We start from the raw sequence: 19,064 nt of genomic DNA on the forward strand, positions 1-19,064 counted from the left end.
GTAATAAAAACCCCGGACATGTTCCGGGGTTTTCTATTTCGCGGTTGCACTTATAGCGAGCTACTGTATAAAACGCCCTATTAACCGCGCCAACTAGCAAGAGGATCCCGGCCGTGGAAGAAATCATCGAACAATTGCGTGAAGCCAACGAACCGGTCCCGGTTCCTCTGGAGCTGCCTGACGAAGACCAACTGGTGGAAATCGAGGAACAACTGTTCATCGACATCCCGTTTGTCTTCCGTGAATTCCTGTTGACCGTCAGCGACGTGGTGTACGGCAGCCTGGAACCGGTGACCGTCACCGACCCGCAGTCCCACACCTACCTGCCGGACGTTGCCGCCAACGCCTGGGACGCCGGTGTTGACCGCAGCATGATCCCGATCTGCCAGGACGGCGATGACTACTACTGCGTCGAAGAAGACGGCACCGTGGTGCTGTGGTCAGGCGAAGAGGAACTGGTCACCGAAGAAACCTGGGAATCGGTGTGGCACTGGGCGCGGGACGTCTGGCTGGAAAGCTGAGTCCGAAAACCTTAGGTGACCCCGCTTTGGTGGCGAGGGAGCTTGCTCCCGCTTGGCTGCGAAGCAGCCCCAACCAGGGCAACGCGTTTTTCCAAGTGTGGCGAGGTGACTGTTTTAGGGTCGCTGCGCACCCCAGCGGGAGCAAGCTCCCTCGCCACGAATGGCATCAGTGCTCCGACGTATCTTTGTGGTTATCCAGGGTCTCCAGCAAGGCGACCTGCATCCGCGTGTGCACGCGGATGAACCACCGCCAGAGCACCGCCGCCACCGCCGCCGTGACCACGGCAATCAGTACCAGCAACTTGTTGGTCGGCAATATACTGGCCGACAAGGCTGCCAATAGCAGGAAGATCACCAGCAGCGACAGGATCGGGATCAGCTCCGCGATCACCCGTCGCACACGCTGAGTATGCCGCCCGGCCATCTCCGGTTTCACACTCATCTCCGCCAGCAACATCGACAGCGCCTTGAGCTTACGGTACGCCGCAATCAGAAACGGCAGCGACAGCAGCAACGCCCCACCCCAGATCAATGCCTTCTGCCAGCTCGGATCATTGACCCAGCCTTCCAGATACCCGCCAATGCGCGCCGCGAAGAAGCTGCCGGCAAAGAAGATCGCGATCACCAATGCCAGGTTCACGCCCACTTGCAGGATGATCTTGCGAATCATCGACGCCAGCATCGCGCCCTCACCTTGAGGCTGAATGCTGCGCAACCATTCGCCATACAGACCGAACACCCGGCTCATGCGCTTGGGCATTACCGCGGCAATCTTCAACGACAACGGGTCAGCGCCACGAATCAGGTAAGGCGTGAGCAGTGTGGTAATCGCCGAAACCGCCACCGCCACCGGATACAGGAAGTCACTGGTCACCTGCAAGGTCATCCCCAGCGCGGCGATGATGAAGGAAAACTCGCCAATCTGTGACAGCCCCATGCCCACGCGCAGTGAGGTGCGGCCATCATTGCCGGCAATAAACGCACCGAGGCCGCAGGACAGCATCTTGCCCAGCACTACCGCCACGGTAATCACCGCGATTGGCCAGGCGTACTGCAGCAGGATCTGCGGGTCGATCATCAAGCCGATGGCGACAAAGAAGATTGCGCTGAACATGTCGCGAACCGGTTCGATCAGGCGTTCAATTTTAATCAACTGGCGAGATTCGGCCATGATCGCGCCGATCAGGAACGCGCCCAGCACCATGCTGTATTCAAGCTTGACCACCAGCAGGCAAAAGCCGAAACACAGGCCCAGCACGGTGATCAGCAGCATCTCGTTACTTTCAAACTTGGCCACATAGGCCAGCAGGCGCGGCACCAGCAAAATGCCGATCACCAACGCCACAATCATGAACAGCGACAGCTTGCCGACCGTGGAGAACACCTCGCCGGAACTCACCGTGCCGCTGACCGCGATGCTCGACAGCAGGGCAATGATGCCGATGCCCAGGATGTCCTCGACGATCAGCACACCAAAAATCAGCTGGGCAAAACGCTGGTTCTTCATCTTCAGGTCATTGAGTGCCTTGACGATGATGGTGGTCGAAGATATCGCCAGAATGGCGCCGAGGAACAGCGAATCCATGGTGTTCCAGTCAAACCAGCGGCCGATCTCGTAGCCGATCCAGATCATCAGAATGATTTCCAGGAAGGCCGCAATAAACGCCGTGGCGCCGACCTTGAACAACTTGCGCAGGCTGAACTCCAGGCCCAGGCAGAACATCAGGAAGATCACTCCCAGCTCAGCGAGGGTCTTGATGGTGTCTTCGTCGTGGATCAGGCCGAACGGCGGCGTGTGGGGGCCGATGATGAACCCGGCGACGATATAGCCCAGCACCACCGGCTGCTTGAGGCGGTGAAACAGGATGGTGACAACCCCTGCCACCAACATGATCACGGCCAAGTCCTGGATAAAGCTGATGGCGTGCATGGCGAGGGGCTCCTTGAGGGTACTGGCGCTTTTCCCACTTCCGCACGCGCCCTTGGACAGTCGCAAAGCGCGGAAGGAAAAGTCTGCCTTGATCGTAAGAAATGCCCTGAGATGGGCTTTTGAAGGTTAACACCGCGACTTCCGGCAGAAAGCCGGTGCAATATATGGAAACAGATCGGCATTCGCGTGACGGCAAGCCGCCCATCGGCGTCCCGTTAGGGAGAGCGCTGTAAAGATTCCAGCACCCGTAGAGGTGTCCCCCAACCAATGCCTACAACCCGTGAGTGTGCTATGGAACCCGGAAACGCCCAGCTGTCGATGACGGTATTGATGACCCCTGACATGGCCAACTTCTCAGGCAATGTACACGGCGGCACCCTGCTCAAGTACCTCGACGAAGTGGCCTACGCCTGCGCGAGCCGTTACGCGGGCCGTTATGTGGTCACGCTGTCGGTCGACCAGGTGATTTTTCGCGAGCCGATTCATGTCGGCGAGCTGGTGACCTTCCTGGCCTCGGTCAACTACACCGGCAACACATCGATGGAAGTGGGCATCAAGGTGGTGACCGAAAACATCCGCGAGCGCTCGGTGCGCCATACCAACAGCTGCTTCTTCACCATGGTTGCCGTGGACGACCAGCGCAAACCCGCCGCCGTACCGCCGCTGCAGCCGCAGAACAGCGAAGACAAGCGCCGGTTTGTACAGGCGCAGCAACGCCGGCAGATCCGTCAGGAGCTGGAGAAGCGTTACCAGGAAATCAAGGCCGACGGGCCATAAATCCCGAGCTGTAAACCCAATAGAATGTGGGAGCTGGCTTGCCTGCGATGACGGCCTGACAGTCGCCATCTTTGTCGCCTGACACACCGCTATCGCAGGCAAGCCAGCTCCCACATTGGGTTTTGTGTGCTTACAGGCTGATGGGTGTTGCTTCGAAGCGCACACGCGGATGGGCGATACGATCCTGAGCCCGCACCAGCTCCAGCTCGTAACTGGCGCAGGCCTGGGTTTCCAGCAGCACTTCATGCACCGCTGCGGCGGTGAATTCGAAGGCTGCCAACAGGCTGTCACCCAACAGCACACGCGCCAGGAACAACCCCGACGTCAGGTCGCCCACGCCCACCGGCTGACGCGGGAACGCCAGCAACGGCCGACGCAAGTGCCAGCTGCCTTCAGCGGTAACCAGTAGCATCTCGAAACCCTCGGGCAGCTTGCCCGGGTAATCCAGGTGTTTAACCAATACCGCCTTCGGCCCACGGGCCAACAGCGCCTTGGCCATCGCCAGGCAATCGAACAGCGATTGCGGCTTGCGCCCGGCAAAGCTATCCAGCTCCAGTTGGTTGGGGCACAGGAAATCCGCCATGGCCGCCGCCTCGTCCAGCAGGAAATCGCTGACTTCCTGGGGCACGATGCAGCCCTTTTCCGGATGGCCCATGACGGGGTCGCACAGGTACAGGGCTTTAGGGTTGATGGCCTTGATACGTGCCACGCCGGTCAAAATCGCGCGGCCCTGATCGGCACTGCCCAAGTAGCCGGACAGCACCGCATCACAGTTGCCCAGTTCGCCAATCGCGGCAATGCCTTCTACCAGCGCCGGAATTTGCTGCGGCGCCAGCACTTCGCCCGCCCACTGGCCATACTGGGTGTGATTGGAGAACTGCACCGTGTTCAGCGGCCAGACGTTCACCCCGACCCGCTGCATGGGGAACACGGCGGCGCTGTTTCCGGCGTGGCCAAAGACCACATGAGACTGGATCGCAAGCAGATGAGGTGTGCGTTTCATGCGGGAGATTTCCGTAAAGCCGTTTGAATTCTGGCCGCGCAGTATGCGACTAAACGCAGCCTGTACGACAGACCAGCGACACAGTTAAGCTGCTCTCACTTTGTTGGAGTTCATCGCATGCTGACCCTGGGAAACATCTTCGTGTTGATGCTGTTGGCGACCGGTGCCGCCTGGATGTGGCACAACCACGGCCTGCGCGAAAAGGCGCTGGAGCGGGTCAAGCAGCATTGCGCCAAGCTCGATATCGAACTGCTCGACGGCGCAGTGGCGCTCAAACGCATCGGTTTTGTGAAAGATGCCAATGGTCGGCGCCGCCTGGCGCGCATTTATAACTTTGAGTTCACCGTGACCGGCGAAGCTCGTCATCCTGGGACTATCACTCAGTTCGGCGCCCACAGCGCGCAGATCGAATTGGCGCCCTACCCGTTCGAAATCAAAACGCCGCTGCCCAGCGCCGAAGTCATCGAGCTGAGCCAATGGCGCCAGGACCACGCCAGCAAGACCCGTCACTGACGGCAGGCGGCCAGCGCGCTCTGTAGCCCCGCCACGTCCTGTGGCTGGCTAAAAATCAATTCGATACGTGAATCGCGGCGCCACTCGCTGGGTTGCCAGGTGAGTGGACTATTGTCCACAGCGTTAGCCGACACCCAGGTATCGCCGCTGTGGATAACCAGCTTGGCACGGCGCCATTCAAGGCCTGACAGCCAGCGGTGCAGGCGCGCAATGTCGAACGACTGGCTCGGATGCCAGCGCCAACCAATGCTCCAGCCGCCTTCCTGGGCCTGGCTCAAACAAATGGGCAACGCAGGATCCGTCCAGATCGCCGGCATCTGTGCCAGGCCTTCAGGTACGTCGAAGTTATCCACAGCTGCGCCAGCCTGTGCATTCAGGCCGGGCAATTGCGTCAGCGGCAATTGCGCCTGGCGGGTCCAGTAAATCGGGCAAGCAGGGAGTTGCTGTTCTATGGCCTGGCGCTGTGAGGCATCCACCGCTTCATCTTTGTTCAGTACCAGCAAACCGGCACTGGCCAGCGCTTCCTGCTGTGCTTGCGGCAATGCTCTGCCCGCTGCCAACGCTTGGGCATCCAATACCAACACACACGGCTGAACCGCGAGCACGCCCTGCCATGGTGCCTCGCGCAATTGCTTGAGCAACTGCGCCGGATGACCCAAGCCCGAAGGCTCGATAAACAGCCGATCCGGCTTGGCCTTACGCAGCAGGCGGCCAAGCCCTACCTGGAACGGTGCACCGTTCACACAGCACAAACAGCCACCGGCCACTTCGCCCAAGGCAATGCCGTCGTCATCCTGTGTAAGCAAGGCAGCGTCCAGGCCGATTTGCCCGAACTCATTGATCAACACGGCCCAGCGCTCGTTGGCCGGGCGTTGGGCCAGCAGGTGTTTGATCAGGCTGGTCTTGCCGGCGCCCAAAGGCCCGGCAATCACGTGAGTGGGAATGTTCTGCAGCATCGGGACATCATCTGACCGGGTAGAGCGCTTGATCCTACGCGGTTATGCAAGCCAATCCAGCGTCAGGATCAACCGGCGCTCGTCGGCCTTGAGCGCGGGTGAGCGATGGATCAAGCCATGGTTCTCGTTGCCGTGCCATTTTGTGCCCTTGAGCAGGGCCACTTCGCCGCAGTGGACCTGCTCGATACACTCGGTGGGTTCCGCGTCGGGCTGGCTGAGTTTACGCCGGTCCATCACGCCTTCGCGCAGCCACTGGCTGCCGATGCCAGCGTAGGTGGTGATCAGCCGAACCGGCACATGGTCGACGTGAAAACGCGGGCACATGGCCTTGTCCAGCAGCCGCAAACGCACGCCAATGCGCTTGGCGCCGAGCAAACACGCAAACGCGCTGACCAGCCAGGACACATCGGCGATAAACCCCTCGTAGCCTTCAAGATCGTGGCAACTGGAGGCCAAACCCTGCAAATTGGGCGCAGCGTCTTCGTTGTCGAGTTCAATCACCATGGAATCCGCCAACGGTTCATTGAGCGCCACCAGCAAGGCGCCGAATTCTGCGATATGCAGGGGCAACTGGCGCTGCCACAGCGCCAGGTTGACGTCGTTTTCGAGGATGTCCGACAGCGCCAGCGGGGTTTCACCACGGGTCTGCCGGATCACCGGGCGTAAGGGAATTACCGGGGCCAGCATCAGGCTACCTGCTCATACCAAGGGCCAAAGGGGTCGGCCAACTGGCGCCAGCCTTCGACGCCCAGGGCCATTTCTTCATCATTAAGCAAGCACGCGTCCAGCTCGGCGCGCATCTGCGCGAAGTCGATGTTTTGCCCGATAAACACCAACTCCTGGCGGCAGTCGCCGGTGCTCAATTGCCAGTTGCCCATGATCGCCGCCACGCTTTCTTCGTCTTGCGGCCACTGGCTTTTCGGCACAAAACGCCACCAGCGCCCGGCAAAGCCATGGCGCATCAAGCCGCCGGCCTGGGACCAACTGCCCGCATCCTGATGCTTGCTCGCCAGCCAGAAAAAGCCCTTGGAGCGCAGCAGTTTGCCGTTCACCCAAGGGCGGTCGATAAAGTCGAAGAAGCGTTGCGGATGAAACGGCCGACGCGCGCGGTAAGCGGTGGAGGCGATGCCATATTCTTCGGTTTCCGGCACGTGTTCACCGCGCAACTCCTGCAGCCAGCCTGGCGCTTGCGCTGCGCGTTCGAAGTCGAAGCGGCCGGTGTTGAGGATCTTGTTCAGCGGCACTTCGCCCATCACCATCGGGATGATTTCCGCCTGGGCATTGAGGCGCTCAAGGATGGCCATCAACTCCTCGCGTTCGCGGCTGCTGATCAGGTCGATCTTGCTGATCAGGATCACGTCGGCGAATTCGATCTGCTCGATCAGCAAATCGGTGATGGAGCGCTCGTCGTCTTCGCCCAGGGTTTCACCCCGGGAAGCAAGGCTTTCGGCAGCTTGGTAATCGAGCAGGAAGCTCATGCCGTCGACCACGGTGACCATGGTGTCCAGGCGTGCGATATCGGCCAGGCTTTGCTCGTTTTCATCACGAAACGTGAAGGTCTCGGCCACGGGCAGCGGCTCGGAAATACCGGTGGATTCGATCAACAGGTAATCGAAGCGACCTTCCTTGGCGAGCTTTGTGACCTCTTCCAGCAAGTCTTCACGCAAGGTGCAGCAGATGCAGCCGTTGCTCATCTCGACCAGTTTTTCTTCGGAGCGATTCAGGGTGACGTCGCGCTGCACCTCGCTGCCGTCGATATTGATTTCACTCATGTCGTTGACGATCACCGCCACCCGCAGGTTTTCGCGGTTGCGCAGAACGTAGTTGAGCAGCGTGCTTTTACCGGCGCCGAGGAAGCCGGACAGCACGGTAACGGGAAGGCGATTGGTCATCAGGTAGTCCTCATCAGGGTTGGCCGGTCAAATCGCCCGTTTATGGCGTTCGCGCAGCTCTTCACGTTCTTTGGCTTCGATACACAGGGTGGCGGTGGGCCGCAGCAGCAGGCGTTGCAGGCCGATGGGCTCGCCGGTTTCGCGGCACCAGCCGTATTCGCCGCGGGCCAGCAGTTCGAGGGCATCGTCGATCTTGTCCAACAGCTTTTTTTCACGCTCCAGCAGGCGCAGCTGCCATTGGCGCTGCTCTTCGGCGCTGCCGATGTCGGCCAGGTCGCTGTTGGTTTCCTGCTCGCGCAGCAGCAAAAACTCGGCCTCGATACGCGCCTGCAATGCGTCGCGCTGGGTCAACAGCAGCGCTCGGAAGAAACCTTGCTGAGCGTCATTCATGTAGTCGGCGGGCGGTTGGGCCAAAAGGTCTTGTTCAGTCATGGGAAGCGGTTCACGGGTCAGGCTGTCTTTTAATGTTATAGTATAACAATACAAATAAGCCAATCCCCGCTTGCTCGCCACGACGAAGGGCGCAATGCTGGAACACTTTCTTGCCCGAGAGGCGCTATGAAAACCCTGGTGTGTGCCCTGTTACTGGGCGTGGCAGGCACTGCCTGCGCGCAAACGCCGAGCCTGTTGGCGAACTGCACGCGCAGCGCCAACTTGCTGGCCTGTGTAGACCCGCTGGGCAATGCCTACAGCGTGGCGACGGTTGGCAGCACCACGTATTTGCGCGGTTTTGAAGTGATCGGCAAACGCTATTGGGCACAGACCAGCAGTCGCTACGGGCAGCTGACGTTCTTTACCGGTTTGGCGTCCGATGGTGAGGCGTGGGTCGGCTACACGCGCCGCGTGGGCTGGACCACCATCAACCGGTTTTCCAGTTCGGGTGGTGCCAGCGCCAAGTTCACGTGCAGCCGCGTAGCCGGCTGTTAGACCTGGCCGCTCTTCTGTTCCTGAACCCAAGCCATGTAGCTGTTCATCGGCGGGTTCTTCTCGAAGTATTTTTTCAGGCCGTCGAACAGCCCATCCGCCACGGCTTGTTGATGACGCGCTGTCACCAGCCGCTGGGCGTCCTGGGTGTTGGAGATAAACCCGGTTTCCACCAGGATCGACGGCACGTCGGGTGATTTGAGCACCGCAAACCCGGCTTGCTCCACGCGCTTTTGGTGCAGCGTGGTGATGCTTTGCAGGCTGCCCAACACCGAGCTGCCCAGCTGCAGGCTGGAGGCGATGGTGGCGTTCATCGACATATCGAGAATCACCCCGGCGAGCATCGGGTCCTTGTCCTTGAGGTTGAGCAAGGTGGTGGCGCCCAGCAGGTCGGCGCCGTTCTCACGCTGCGCCATAAAGCGCGCGGTAGCAGAGGTGGCGCCGCCTTCAGACAACGCATACACCGAAGCGCCCGACGCGGTGAGCCGTGGCGCGGCGTCGGCATGCACTGAGATAAACATATCGGCCTTGTGCTGACGGGCAATGTCCACGCGCTTGCGCAGCGGCACGAAGAAGTCGTCGTTGCGCACCAGCTTCACGTCAAAGCCCTTCTCGCGCTTCAAGCGTTTGGCCAGCAGTTGGGCGATGGACAGCACCACGTCTTTTTCGCGCTGGCCCTTGGAGCCGATGGCGCCAGGGTCTTTGCCGCCGTGGCCGGGGTCGACCACCACAATGATGTCGCGCTTGGGATGGGCCTTGTCGACTGGGGCGACTAACGGCGTCGGCTGCGCTGCAATCTGGCGCGGCGCGTGAGTGGCGCTGGTCAGGTCGAGCACCAGCCGATGGCCTTGGCCATCCTGCGGCGGCAATAGAAAGCTATTGAGCTGCATCGGCGAGGCCAGGTCCAGCACGATGCGCGTATCGCTCTTGCCGAAATGCCCCGAACGAATCGAAGTAATCCCGCTGTTCTTCAACGCCAACTGAGAGAAGTCACCACTGAGCCCGGCGCCGCTCAGGTCGATGATCACGCGCTCCGGCGACGTCAGGGAGAAGGTCTTGTATTGCACCGGGCCGCTGAGGTCGAACACCAGCCGCAGTTTGTCGTCGGAGCGCCACAAGCGCGCATTACGAATCTGTGTGGCAAACGCACCCAATGGAAAAGTGAACAGAGGGCTGACCAGCAGCAGATTGAGAAGCTGACGTCTGTGCATGAAAAACACCGCAAATAAAGGAGCGTCCCTGCTCGACATGACTGAAGAAAGACTGGAGCAGAAAAATCATCGTCGACTTAATAGTTATAATATAACATGTCTTTTTATTTCCAACGATGGACCTGCTCATGAATGCGCTGACTCTGCCGGATATCGCCGCGCAGGCTTCACGGCAAGCCTTGCCACTCGACTGGGTGGGCATGTGCGGCATCGCCCTGCCAATCCTCATCGACGGCCAACGCCTGGCTGCCACCGCCGATGCCGGCGTAAGCCTGGACGATGGCGAGGCCCGTGGCATTCATATGTCGCGCCTGTACCTGGCCTTGGAAATGCTCGACCAGCAGCTTCTTACACCTGCACTTCTGCGTAATGTACTGCAGCGCTTTCTCGAGAGTCATGAAGGATTATCTAAGAACGCCTACTTGCGTATTCACACGGATTTGTTACTCAAACGCCCGGCCTTGGTCAGCCCGCTGGCCGGTTGGAAAGGCTACCCGGTGTGTATCGAAGCGCGTCTGGAAAACCAGATGTTCCACGTGGAACTAAAAATTGACGTTACTTATTCCTCAACCTGCCCTTGCTCGGCCGCGCTCGCCAGGCAGTTGATTCAGCAGCAATTTCTCCAGGACTTTGCCAACACGCCGTTGCAGCATGAGGACGTTTTGACCTGGCTCGGCAGCACCAACGGCATCGTCGCCACACCTCACAGCCAGCGCAGCAGCGCCCAACTGTCGATCCAACTGGACGCCAGCCAGAACACGCTGCCGCTTACAGACCTGATCGACACCGTCGAAGCCGCCCTCGGCACCGCCGTGCAAACCGCTGTAAAACGCGCGGACGAACAAGCCTTCGCCTTGGCCAATGGGCAGAACCTGATGTTCTGCGAAGACGCCGCCCGTCGCTTGAACCTCGCCTTGAAACGCTCGGATGCCGTCAAAGCCTTCCACCTGAAAGTGATCCACGCCGAAAGCCTGCACGCGCACGATGCCGTGGCTGAAAGCCGCTGGACGAGAGACTCTGCATGATCACCTGCAACGCTTTGCGCTGGGGCGCCCCTGGGCAACCACTCACCCCTGCGCTCGATCTGAGCCTGGAAAAAGGCAGCCTCACCGGCATCATTGGCGCCAACGGCACGGGCAAGAGCAGCCTGCTCAAAGTCATCGCCGGGCTGCAAAAGCCATTGGCGGGCAACGTCAGCGTGGATGTTCCACGTCGTGGCGGCTTGTCGTTCCTGCCGCAGCAGCAACACCTGGACCGGCAGTTTCCGATCAGCCTGCAAGAGTTGGTCGCTGCCGGTTTCTGGGGCACCAAGCTCGGCCCGGAACAACGCAGCCAGCGCCTGCAAGCCGTGTTGGAAGACTGGTGCCTCACCGGCCTGGAACATCGACCGTTGATGGCGTTGTCTGGCGGCGAACTGCAACGCGCGCTGCTGGCGCGCATGAGCCTTGCCGAGGCGCCAGTATTGCTACTCGACGAACCTCACGCCGCCCTCGACGAAGAAGGCCAGGCGCTGTGCTGGAAACATGTGCACGCCTGGCACGATGAGGGCCGCACAGTGGTGATCGTTTGTCATGACCTCGCCTCGGTGCGCCACCACACTCAGCATGTGGTGCAGATCAAAAACACTGGCTGCGTGTTCGGCCCCAGTAAAGAACTGATCCGCCCGCAACCTCACATGCAGGTGGCCTGATGCACTTCGCCGCCCATCTGTGGATGCCGTTTCAAGATTTCGTCTTCATGCGCCGCGCCCTGATTGGCGGGCTGGTGCTTGCGTGCAGCACTGCGCCGCTGGGTGTGTTCCTGATCCTGCGGCGCATGAGCCTGATCGGTGACGCCGTCGCCCACGGCATCCTGCCCGGCGCCGCGCTGGGCTTCTGGTTCGCCGGTATCAGCCTGCCGGCCCTGACCATCGGCGGCCTCGGCGCCGGCCTGGGCATGGCCGGTTTGTCGGCGTGGATCACCCGCAGCACCGGCCTGCGTGAAGACGCCAGCCTCGCCGCCGTCTACCCGATCTCGCTCGCCGCCGGCGTGCTGATCCTGGGCATCGCCGGCAAGCGCCTGGACCTTCTGCACCTGCTGTTCGGCTCCGCCCTGGCGGTGGATGAAACCACCCTCACCGGCATGCTCTGGGTCTCGGGTTTCAGCCTGATCGCCATGGGGCTGATCTACAAACCGCTGCTGCTGGACACCCTCGACCCGCTGTTCCTGCAAACCGTCAGCCGTCTCGGCCCACTCGCCCACGGGTTATTCCTGACCCTGGTGGTGCTGAACCTGGTGATCGGCTTCCAGGCGATCGGCGCGTTGATGGTGGTGGGTTTGATGATGTTGCCGGCGATTGCTTCACGCTTCTGGAGCCGGCGCCTGCCGGTATTGATTGCGGTATCGGCGGTGCTGGGATGCCTGTCGGTGTGGCTTGGTTTGCTGCTGTCGTTCTACTACTCACTGCCCAGCGGCCCGGCCATCGTGCTGGTGGCTGGCGGCGGGTATTTGCTGTCCGTGGTTTTCGGCCCGGTGCACGGCTTGCTGCGCCGCCCGCCCTCTCTTACATCCCAATGAGGTGTTTCCCGATGCGCGCTTTACTCGTGCTGTTCAGTCTTCTGCTGCCCTTGTCGATGGCCCAGGCCGCCGACAAACTCCAAGTGGTCACCAGCTTCAGTATTCTCGATGACATCACCCACCAGATCGGTGGCGACCACATCCAGATCAGCAACATGGTCGGCCCGGACTCCGACGCCCACACCTATGAGCCAACCCCGGATGACGCCAAGGCGCTGCTCAAGGCCAAGGTCATCATCAAGAACGGCCTGGGTTTCGAGCCCTGGCTGGACCGCCTGGTCACCAGCACCGAAACCAAGGCCACCGTGGTCACCGCCAGCAAAGGCGTGATCTCCCACACCATGGAAGAAGACGGCGAAACCATTCCCGACCCGCACGCCTGGCACAACCTGGCCAACGCCGAAATCTATGTGAACAACATCACCAAGGCACTGGTGGCAGCCGACCCGGCCAACAAGGCCGACTACCTGCACAACAGCCAGACCTACCTGAAAGAAATCTACCGCTTGCTGGCCGAAGCCAAGACCAAGTTCGGCGCGCTGCCAGCCGGCAACCGTCGCATCGTCACTTCCCATGACGCCTTCGGTTACCTGGGCCAGGCCTATGGCATCCAGTTCCTGGCACCACAAGGCCTGTCGACCGAACGCGAACCTTCGGCTGCTGAAGTCGCTGCGCTGATCACCCAGATCCGCAAGGACAAGGTCAAAGCGGTGTTCATGGAAAACATCAAGGACTCGCGCCTGCTCAAGCAGATCGCTGACGAAAGCGGCGCGCAGATCGGCGGCACGCTCTACTCCGACGCCCTCGCCGCCGAAGGCCCGGCCAGCACCTTCACCGGGCTGTTTGAGTACAACCTCAACACCTTGTGCGCCGCCCTGAGCAAGCCATGACCCTGAGCATGCTCGATCTGGAAGAGGCTGCCTTGGGCAGCCGCTTTCCACTCGAACCCGTGCTCGACGCGCTGCCGTGGAACAGCGATGGCCTGATTGCCGCCATCGCCCAGCAACACGGCAGCGGCGCTGTGCTGATGTTGGCCTGGATGAATCGCCAGGCGCTCAGCGAAACCCTGGCCAGCGGCCACGTCTGCTACTGGTCGCGCTCACGCCAGCAACTGTGGCGCAAAGGCGAAAGCTCCGGCCACTGGCAACAGTTGATTGAGGCGCGCCTGGATTGTGATGGCGACGCCGTGCTGTTGATCGTCGACCAACAAGGCCCGGCCTGCCACACCGGGCGACCGACCTGTTTCTACAACGCCATCGATGGCGATCACGTTCACATTATTACGGAGCCTGTTGCATGATTCGCAAGAACCCTTCCGGCGATCTCCCGGTGATTGCCGAGTCGGCCTACGTCGACAAGACCGCGATCATCTGCGGCAAGGTCATCATCGGCGAGAACGTGTTCGTCGGCCCCTACGCCGTGATCCGCGCCGACGAAGTCGACGCCACCGGCGACATGGACCCGATCACCATCGGCGCCAACTCCAACATTCAGGACGGCGTGGTGATCCACTCCAAATCCGGTGCGGCGGTGACGATTGGGGAGTTCACGTCTATCGCGCATCGCTCCATCGTCCACGGCCCCTGCACCGTGGGCGACCGCGTTTTCATCGGTTTCAACAGCGTGCTGTTCAACTGCGCCGTCGGCGACGGCTGCGTGGTGCGCCATAACTCGGTGGTCGATGGGCGCGACTTGCCCGCTGCCTTCTACGTGCCCTCCACCACCCGCATCGGCCCCAATACCGACCTATCGCAATTCCCGCCGGTGAGCGTCAGCGCCTCGGAGTTTTCCGAAGACGTCGCGCGTACCAACGTCGACCTGGTACGTGGTTACAAAGCCCTGCAAAACGAGTTCTGAACCATGAGCCGCCTGCTGATCCGCAACGCCCGCCTGGTCAATGAAGGCCAGGAATTCGACGCCGATGTGCTGGTCGCCAATGGCCGCATCGAGAAGATCGCCGCCAGCCTTGAAGGCTACAACGAACCCGTGGAAATCGACGCCCAAGGCCAATGGCTGCTGCCGGGCATGATCGACGACCAGGTGCACTTTCGCGAACCCGGCGCGCCGGACAAAGGCAGTTTCTACAGCGAATCCCGCGCGGCGGTGGCCGGTGGCATTACCAGCTTCATGGACATGCCCAACACCAGCCCGGCCACGCTGAACCTGGAAGCACTGGCCGATAAAAAGCGCCGCGCGGCGTTGCACTCGGTGGCCAACTACGGCTTTCACTTCGGCGTGAGCAACGACAACCTCGACGTGGTTGCCGCCCTCGACCCGCGTGAAGTGGCCGGGGTCAAAGTGTTCATGGGCGCCTCCACCGGCAATATGCTGGTGGACGACCCACGGATTCTCGAGCGGCTGTTTGCGCAAGTACCGACCATCCTGCTGGCCCACTGCGAACACACGCCGAGCATCCTGGCCAACGAGCAACGCCTGCGCGAGCGTTTCGACGAGCAGATTCCTGCCGTGGCCCACCCGCTGATCCGCGATGCCGAAGCCTGTTATCGCTCGTCGTCGTTTGCCGTGGAATTGGCCAAGCGCCATGGCACGCGCCTGCATGTGCTGCACCTGACCAGCGCCCGCGAACTGGCATTGTTCGAAGACAAACCCTTGGCCGAAAAGCGCATCACCGCTGAAGTCTGCCTGCACCACCTGCTGTTCGATGACCGTGACTATCATCGCCTCGGCCACCAGATCAAATGCAACCCGGCGATCAAAACCCGCGCCGACCGCGACGCGTTGCGCCTGGCCTTGTTGAGTGATCGTCTGGATGTGATCGGCACCGACCATGCGCCGCATACCTGGGCGCAAAAACAGTTGGGCTATCGTGAAGCGCCGTCCGGGTTGCCGCTGGTGCAGCACGCGTTGCCGGCGTTATTGGAATTGGTCATCGACGGGCATTTGCCCCTGACCACGCTGGTGGCAAAAACCAGTCACCGGGTGGCCGATTTATTCGCCATCCCGGACCGTGGTTATTTGCGTGAAGGCTATTGGGCTGACTTGGTGCTGATCAAACCCGAGCCTGAAGGTAAACCCGTCAGTAGCCAGCCGGTCCTCGCCCGCTGTGGCTGGACACCGTTCGCCGAACGCAGCTTTCGCCACAGCGTGAGCACCACGCTGGTGTCCGGCCACCTGGCGTGGCACAACGGCCAGGTGGTCGACAGCTGCCAGGGCTTGCCCCTGCATTTTTTGCGCTGACCGACGCCAGCGGGCTTGCCCTGATGCCATTCAGTTAAGAAGGCTGAAGGGTAAAAAGTAACCTGTGGCAACCTTCAATAGTTGTGCACCTCTGCTGCGATCAAGCCAACTCCCACAGTTTAAGTGCGGGGTTTTACCGTACCGCAGTCGTTACCCAGCCATTGGGCGTGGGTGTCCAGGCTGCCCTTCTGCTGGACGCCGGTGGCATTGAAAGTACCGTTTACCTTGGTAGTGAATTCCTGCTGGCTCTGGAAGGTTGCAACGCCAGTGCCCTGGGCTTTCGGGCAGCTGAAACGGAATTTCCATTGGTTGCCGGTCTTGTCGGTCACTTCCTGCTTGCAGCCCGATTGCGGGTCGGTCAGCGGGATCGAATCAGAGGCGACCTGGGCGGGCGTCAGGCATACCTGCACGCCTTTACCGGCCATGGTGATGCCTTGTTTTTCCAGCATCGCACGCTGCTCAGGGGTCATCTGTTGCTTGAGCTGACCGAGGATCAGCGAAAGGTCCGGCAAATCCTGGTTATCGACTTTCATATTGCTGGTGGTCAATTCCCACAAGCCCGGCGCCAGCATCTGCGCCTGAGCTGCCACGGGCAGCGTCAGTCCAACAACCATGGCCAAACCAAGCAGACGAGCATTCATCGGGTAACTCCTGGGTAATTGTGGGCGTTAGACGCCGCAAAGCCGCCAGTGTTGCACGGCAAATAAAATAGCGACATTCGCTGTGGAACATGGTCTGTTAGGCACTCGATTGCCTGGAGTCATGTCGTTCATGGATTTTTTTGGCCCGCACCTGCTCGCCTACTTCATTGCCACACTGCACTTTCTCGGGACGCTGGCGGCGATCCACGCGGTACTGACGGTCAGGACCGCCCAAGGCTCGATCGCCTGGGCCTTGTCGTTGATGTTCATGCCTTACCTCACGCTGATCCCGTACCTGATCTTCGGCCGCAGCACCTTCGACGCGTACATCCAGGCACGTCGCCAGGCCAACCAGGAAATGCACACCGCCATCACCGAGCTGAACTGGCGCCCATGGGTCGAAGAAGCCCTGGCCGCGCGCAACTCCAGCGCCTACGGCTCCTTGCGCGCCATGCCCAAACTGGGGCGCATGCCGTGCCTGGCCAATAATGAAGTGCGGTTGTTGATCAATGGTGAAGCCACTTTCAGCGCGATTTTCGAAGCCATCCGCAACGCCAAAACTGCAGTGCTGTTTCAGTTTTTCATCATTCATGACGACGAGCTTGGCAGACAGCTGCATGCGCTGCTGAAGGAAAAAGCTGCCGAAGGCGTAGACATTCACGTGCTCTACGACCGCATCGGCAGCCACGCCCTGCCCCACCGTTATGTGCAATCGCTGCGCGACGCCGGGGTCAAAGTCAAAGCGTTCGCCACCCGCAGCGGCTGGCTCAACCGTTTCCAGGTCAACTTCCGTAACCATCGCAAAATCGTGGTGGTGGACGGCGTTACCGGCTTTGTCGGCGGGCACAACGTCGGTGATGAATACCTTGGCAAAAAGCCGCCACTGGCACCCTGGCGCGACACCCATGTGCAGGTCACAGGCCCGGTGGTGGCGTGCCTGCAGGAGTCATTTGCCGAAGACTGGTTCTGGGCGGCGCGCGAACTGCCACCGCTGATTTTGCCGGACACTTACCCCGAAGACGGCGTGCTCTGCCAATTGCTCGCCAGCGGCCCGGCCGACCCGTATGAAACCTGCTCGCTGTTTTTTGTCGAAGCCATTCATGCCGCGACCGAACGCGTGTGGATCACCAGCCCGTATTTCGTCCCCGATGAAGCCGTGTTCTCCGCCTTGCGCCTGGCCGTGCTGCGCGGTGTTGACGTGCGCTTGCTGCTGCCGTCGCGCCCCGACCATCGCATCGTCTACGCCGCGTCCAGCCTTTATGCGATCGAAGCGGTCCGCGCTGGCGTGCGGGTATTCCGTTACAAGCCAGGCTTTCTGCATCAAAAAGTCGTGTTGGTGGACAGCGAAATCAGCGCCATTGGCAGCGCGAACATGGACAACCGTTCGTTCCGGCTGAATTTTGAAGTGATGTTGCTGACGGTGGACGAGGCGTTTGCCAGCGAGGTGGAGCAGATGCTGCTGGACGACTTCGCCCTGGCCCATGAAGTCAGCCAGGAAGAAAGCCGCGAGACTCGGCGCCTGCAACAACTGGGCATGCGCGTGGCGCGGCTTATTTCACCAATTCTCTAAGCAACAACACACTACAACTGTGGGAGCTGGCTTGCCTGCGATGGCGGTATGTCAGGCAACTATCCAGTCCTGATACACCGCCATCGCAGGCAAGCCAGCTCCCACAGTTTTAGATCTTCAATGCGTCTGAATCAGCGGTAAATATCTTCCCGCGTCCACGGCAATTCATGGCTGCCATCGGCGTGAGGCTTCACTGCCAATATCTGATGCAAATTAATCCAGCCCCGCGCAAACGCATACGCGCAACCGGCCAGGTACAGCCGCCAGATCCGCAGTGCCTGCTCCGGCACCATCTTCGCCGCCGCTTCGAGGTTGTCTTCCAGGCGCTCGCTCCAATGATCCAAGGTGCGCGCGTAGTGCAGGCGCAGGCTTTCGACGTCGACCACTTCCAGCCCGACCTCACTGATTTCGGCGGTCATCATCGCCAGGTGCGGCAGCTCGCCGTTGGGGAATACATAACGCTCGATAAACTCCCCGGCGCCACGGCCCACAGGTCGGCCATCGGTGTGCTTGGCGGTAATGCCATGGTTCATCACCAGGCCGCCTTCGCGCACCGCGCCAAACAGCGTCTTGCAATACTCCGCCAGGTTGGCGTGGCCGACGTGCTCGAACATGCCCACGCTGACTACTTTGTCGAAGCGACCGTCTTGCGGCAGGTCGCGATAGTCAAGCAGTTGCAGGTCGACCTGATCTTCCAGCCCTTCAGCTCTAACCCGTTCCCGAGCCAGCGCCAGCTGTTCCTTGCTCAGGGTAATGCCAAACACTTTGACCCCAAACTCACGCGCCGCAAACCGCGCCAGCCCGCCCCAGCCACAGCCAACGTCGAGCAAATACTCACCCGGCTGCAGCCGCAATTTGCGGCACAGATGGCGAAATTTATCTTGTTGGGCCTGGTCGATGGATTCGCTGCCGGTTTCGAAATAACCGCAGGAATACGCCATGTCCTGGTCCAGCCACAGCTGGTAGAACTCGTTGGACAGGTCGTAATGGTAGGAAATAGCCGCTGCGTCAGTGGCCTTGTCGTGGATCGAGCGCACCGGACGACTCCCCTCGTCGTCGTCGATCAGGGCATGACTCAACTCGTCACATACCCGGATAACCTCGGAGATGGAGCCTTCCAGCTCCAACTTGCCCTCGACGAAAGCTTCGCCCAAAGCATCGAGCGTTGGATGGGTCAGCTTGGACACGACCGTGGGGTCCTTCACCACGATGGTCACACTGGGCTCGGGGCCCAAGTTGAATTCATGGCCGTCCCAGAGTCGAAGACGCAGCGGTAGCTGAAGATTCTGTAAGGCCGGTGGAAGTTGCGCGAGCATGAGTAGTCCCCCCCTTGTTTCAGACGTCTGGAGTGAGGGTAGACCATCCGAAGACA

21 protein-coding genes are annotated in these 19,064 nt (G+C 60.5%); 12 read left to right on the forward strand and 9 right to left on the reverse strand.

Features of this window, described 5'->3' with window-relative positions; all coding sequences use genetic code 11:
* The first annotated feature begins 113 nt into the window (after window positions 1–113).
* The gene (locus PSH96_RS29140; protein WP_017739032.1) at window positions 114–521 is read left to right on the forward strand and encodes an SMI1/KNR4 family protein; all 408 of its coding nucleotides are present in this window, start codon (window positions 114–116) and stop codon (window positions 519–521) included.
* 166 nt (window positions 522–687) lie between these two features.
* Here PSH96_RS29140 and PSH96_RS29145 read toward each other — a convergent pair whose 3' ends face one another.
* Complete coding sequence (locus PSH96_RS29145; protein ID WP_305456696.1) at window positions 688–2,451, reverse strand: cation:proton antiporter; 1,764 nt, start codon at window positions 2,449–2,451, stop codon at window positions 688–690.
* Between the two features lie 291 nt (window positions 2,452–2,742).
* Here PSH96_RS29145 and PSH96_RS29150 point away from each other — a divergent pair, with 291 nt between their 5' ends.
* The gene (locus PSH96_RS29150) at window positions 2,743–3,228 is read left to right on the forward strand and encodes an acyl-CoA thioesterase (RefSeq protein ID WP_003213461.1); all 486 of its coding nucleotides are present in this window, start codon (window positions 2,743–2,745) and stop codon (window positions 3,226–3,228) included.
* Window positions 3,229–3,358: 130 nt separating this feature from the next.
* On the opposite strand, the gene pdxY is transcribed toward PSH96_RS29150, so the two are convergent.
* Complete coding sequence (gene pdxY, locus PSH96_RS29155) at window positions 3,359–4,231, reverse strand: pyridoxal kinase PdxY (protein ID WP_305456699.1); 873 nt, start codon at window positions 4,229–4,231, stop codon at window positions 3,359–3,361.
* A gap of 117 nt (window positions 4,232–4,348) precedes the next feature.
* On the opposite strand from pdxY, the gene PSH96_RS29160 reads away from it, so the two are divergent.
* Window positions 4,349–4,744, forward strand: a complete 396-nt coding sequence (locus PSH96_RS29160) for a DUF3301 domain-containing protein (RefSeq protein WP_305456701.1) — start codon at window positions 4,349–4,351, stop codon at window positions 4,742–4,744.
* Here PSH96_RS29160 and PSH96_RS29165 read toward each other — a convergent pair.
* The 4 genes from PSH96_RS29165 to dksA are packed head-to-tail and all read right to left on the reverse strand — an operon-like array spanning window position 4,738 to window position 8,024.
* A complete protein-coding gene (locus PSH96_RS29165) occupies window positions 4,738–5,700 on the reverse strand; it encodes a GTP-binding protein (RefSeq protein ID WP_305456702.1) in 963 nt (320 codons plus the stop codon). The genes PSH96_RS29160 and PSH96_RS29165 overlap by 7 nt on opposite strands.
* Window positions 5,701–5,742: 42 nt before the next feature.
* Window positions 5,743–6,387 carry a DUF1826 domain-containing protein gene (locus PSH96_RS29170; RefSeq protein ID WP_305456704.1) on the reverse strand — a complete coding sequence of 215 codons (645 nt, stop codon included), beginning with the start codon at window positions 6,385–6,387 and terminating at the stop codon, window positions 5,743–5,745.
* The gene (gene zigA, locus PSH96_RS29175) at window positions 6,387–7,592 is read right to left on the reverse strand and encodes a zinc metallochaperone GTPase ZigA (protein ID WP_305456706.1); all 1,206 of its coding nucleotides are present in this window, start codon (window positions 7,590–7,592) and stop codon (window positions 6,387–6,389) included. Before zigA ends, PSH96_RS29170 begins: the two co-directional genes overlap by 1 nt.
* A 27-nt stretch (window positions 7,593–7,619) precedes the next feature.
* On the reverse strand, window positions 7,620–8,024 hold the full coding sequence (gene dksA / locus PSH96_RS29180; protein WP_305456708.1) for an RNA polymerase-binding protein DksA: 405 nt from the start codon (window positions 8,022–8,024) through the stop codon (window positions 7,620–7,622).
* Between the two features lie 126 nt (window positions 8,025–8,150).
* Here dksA and PSH96_RS29185 point away from each other — a divergent pair, with 126 nt between their 5' ends.
* Complete coding sequence (locus PSH96_RS29185; RefSeq protein WP_305456709.1) at window positions 8,151–8,519, forward strand: glutamine synthetase; 369 nt, start codon at window positions 8,151–8,153, stop codon at window positions 8,517–8,519.
* Here PSH96_RS29185 and PSH96_RS29190 read toward each other — a convergent pair.
* Window positions 8,516–9,727 (reverse strand): N-acetylmuramoyl-L-alanine amidase, encoded by a 1,212-nt coding sequence (locus tag PSH96_RS29190; protein ID WP_305456711.1) that lies wholly within the window; start codon window positions 9,725–9,727, stop codon window positions 8,516–8,518. The two genes, PSH96_RS29185 and PSH96_RS29190, sit on opposite strands and share 4 nt — an antisense overlap.
* 128 nt (window positions 9,728–9,855) lie before the next feature.
* Between PSH96_RS29190 and folE2 the strand changes: the two genes are divergently transcribed.
* From folE2 to PSH96_RS29225, 7 genes are read left to right on the forward strand one after another with little or no spacing between them, the layout of a single operon-like run.
* A complete protein-coding gene (gene folE2, locus PSH96_RS29195) occupies window positions 9,856–10,752 on the forward strand; it encodes a GTP cyclohydrolase FolE2 (RefSeq protein ID WP_305456713.1) in 897 nt (298 codons plus the stop codon).
* Window positions 10,749–11,417 carry a metal ABC transporter ATP-binding protein gene (locus PSH96_RS29200; protein ID WP_305456715.1) on the forward strand — a complete coding sequence of 223 codons (669 nt, stop codon included), beginning with the start codon at window positions 10,749–10,751 and terminating at the stop codon, window positions 11,415–11,417. The genes folE2 and PSH96_RS29200 overlap by 4 nt, the downstream gene beginning before the upstream one ends.
* Complete coding sequence (locus tag PSH96_RS29205; protein WP_305456716.1) at window positions 11,417–12,283, forward strand: metal ABC transporter permease; 867 nt, start codon at window positions 11,417–11,419, stop codon at window positions 12,281–12,283. Before PSH96_RS29200 ends, PSH96_RS29205 begins: the two co-directional genes overlap by 1 nt.
* 11 nt (window positions 12,284–12,294) lie before the next feature.
* Entirely contained in the window at window positions 12,295–13,173 is an 879-nt protein-coding gene (locus tag PSH96_RS29210) for a metal ABC transporter substrate-binding protein (protein WP_056860918.1), read from the forward strand.
* A complete protein-coding gene (hisI, locus tag PSH96_RS29215) occupies window positions 13,170–13,583 on the forward strand; it encodes a phosphoribosyl-AMP cyclohydrolase (RefSeq protein ID WP_305456717.1) in 414 nt (137 codons plus the stop codon). Before PSH96_RS29210 ends, hisI begins: the two co-directional genes overlap by 4 nt.
* Window positions 13,580–14,140: a DapH/DapD/GlmU-related protein gene (locus tag PSH96_RS29220; protein ID WP_017135756.1), complete on the forward strand. Its 561-nt coding sequence runs from the start codon at window positions 13,580–13,582 to the stop codon at window positions 14,138–14,140. Before hisI ends, PSH96_RS29220 begins: the two co-directional genes overlap by 4 nt.
* 3 nt (window positions 14,141–14,143) lie before the next feature.
* Window positions 14,144–15,481, forward strand: a complete 1,338-nt coding sequence (locus PSH96_RS29225; protein ID WP_305456718.1) for a dihydroorotase — start codon at window positions 14,144–14,146, stop codon at window positions 15,479–15,481.
* Window positions 15,482–15,600: 119 nt separating this feature from the next.
* Here PSH96_RS29225 and PSH96_RS29230 read toward each other — a convergent pair whose 3' ends face one another.
* On the reverse strand, window positions 15,601–16,122 hold the full coding sequence (locus PSH96_RS29230) for a DUF3617 domain-containing protein (protein ID WP_305456719.1): 522 nt from the start codon (window positions 16,120–16,122) through the stop codon (window positions 15,601–15,603).
* Between the two features lie 130 nt (window positions 16,123–16,252).
* Here PSH96_RS29230 and cls point away from each other — a divergent pair, with 130 nt between their 5' ends.
* Entirely contained in the window at window positions 16,253–17,692 is a 1,440-nt protein-coding gene (cls, locus tag PSH96_RS29235; RefSeq protein WP_305456722.1) for a cardiolipin synthase, read from the forward strand.
* Between the two features lie 131 nt (window positions 17,693–17,823).
* On the opposite strand, the gene cfaB is transcribed toward cls, so the two are convergent.
* A complete protein-coding gene (gene cfaB / locus PSH96_RS29240) occupies window positions 17,824–19,008 on the reverse strand; it encodes a C17 cyclopropane fatty acid synthase CfaB (protein WP_305456724.1) in 1,185 nt (394 codons plus the stop codon).
* Window positions 19,009–19,064 lie beyond the last annotated feature (56 nt).

Source organism: Pseudomonas sp. FP2338 (genome assembly GCF_030687515.1).
GTDB lineage: Bacteria > Pseudomonadota > Gammaproteobacteria > Pseudomonadales > Pseudomonadaceae > Aquipseudomonas > Aquipseudomonas salomonii.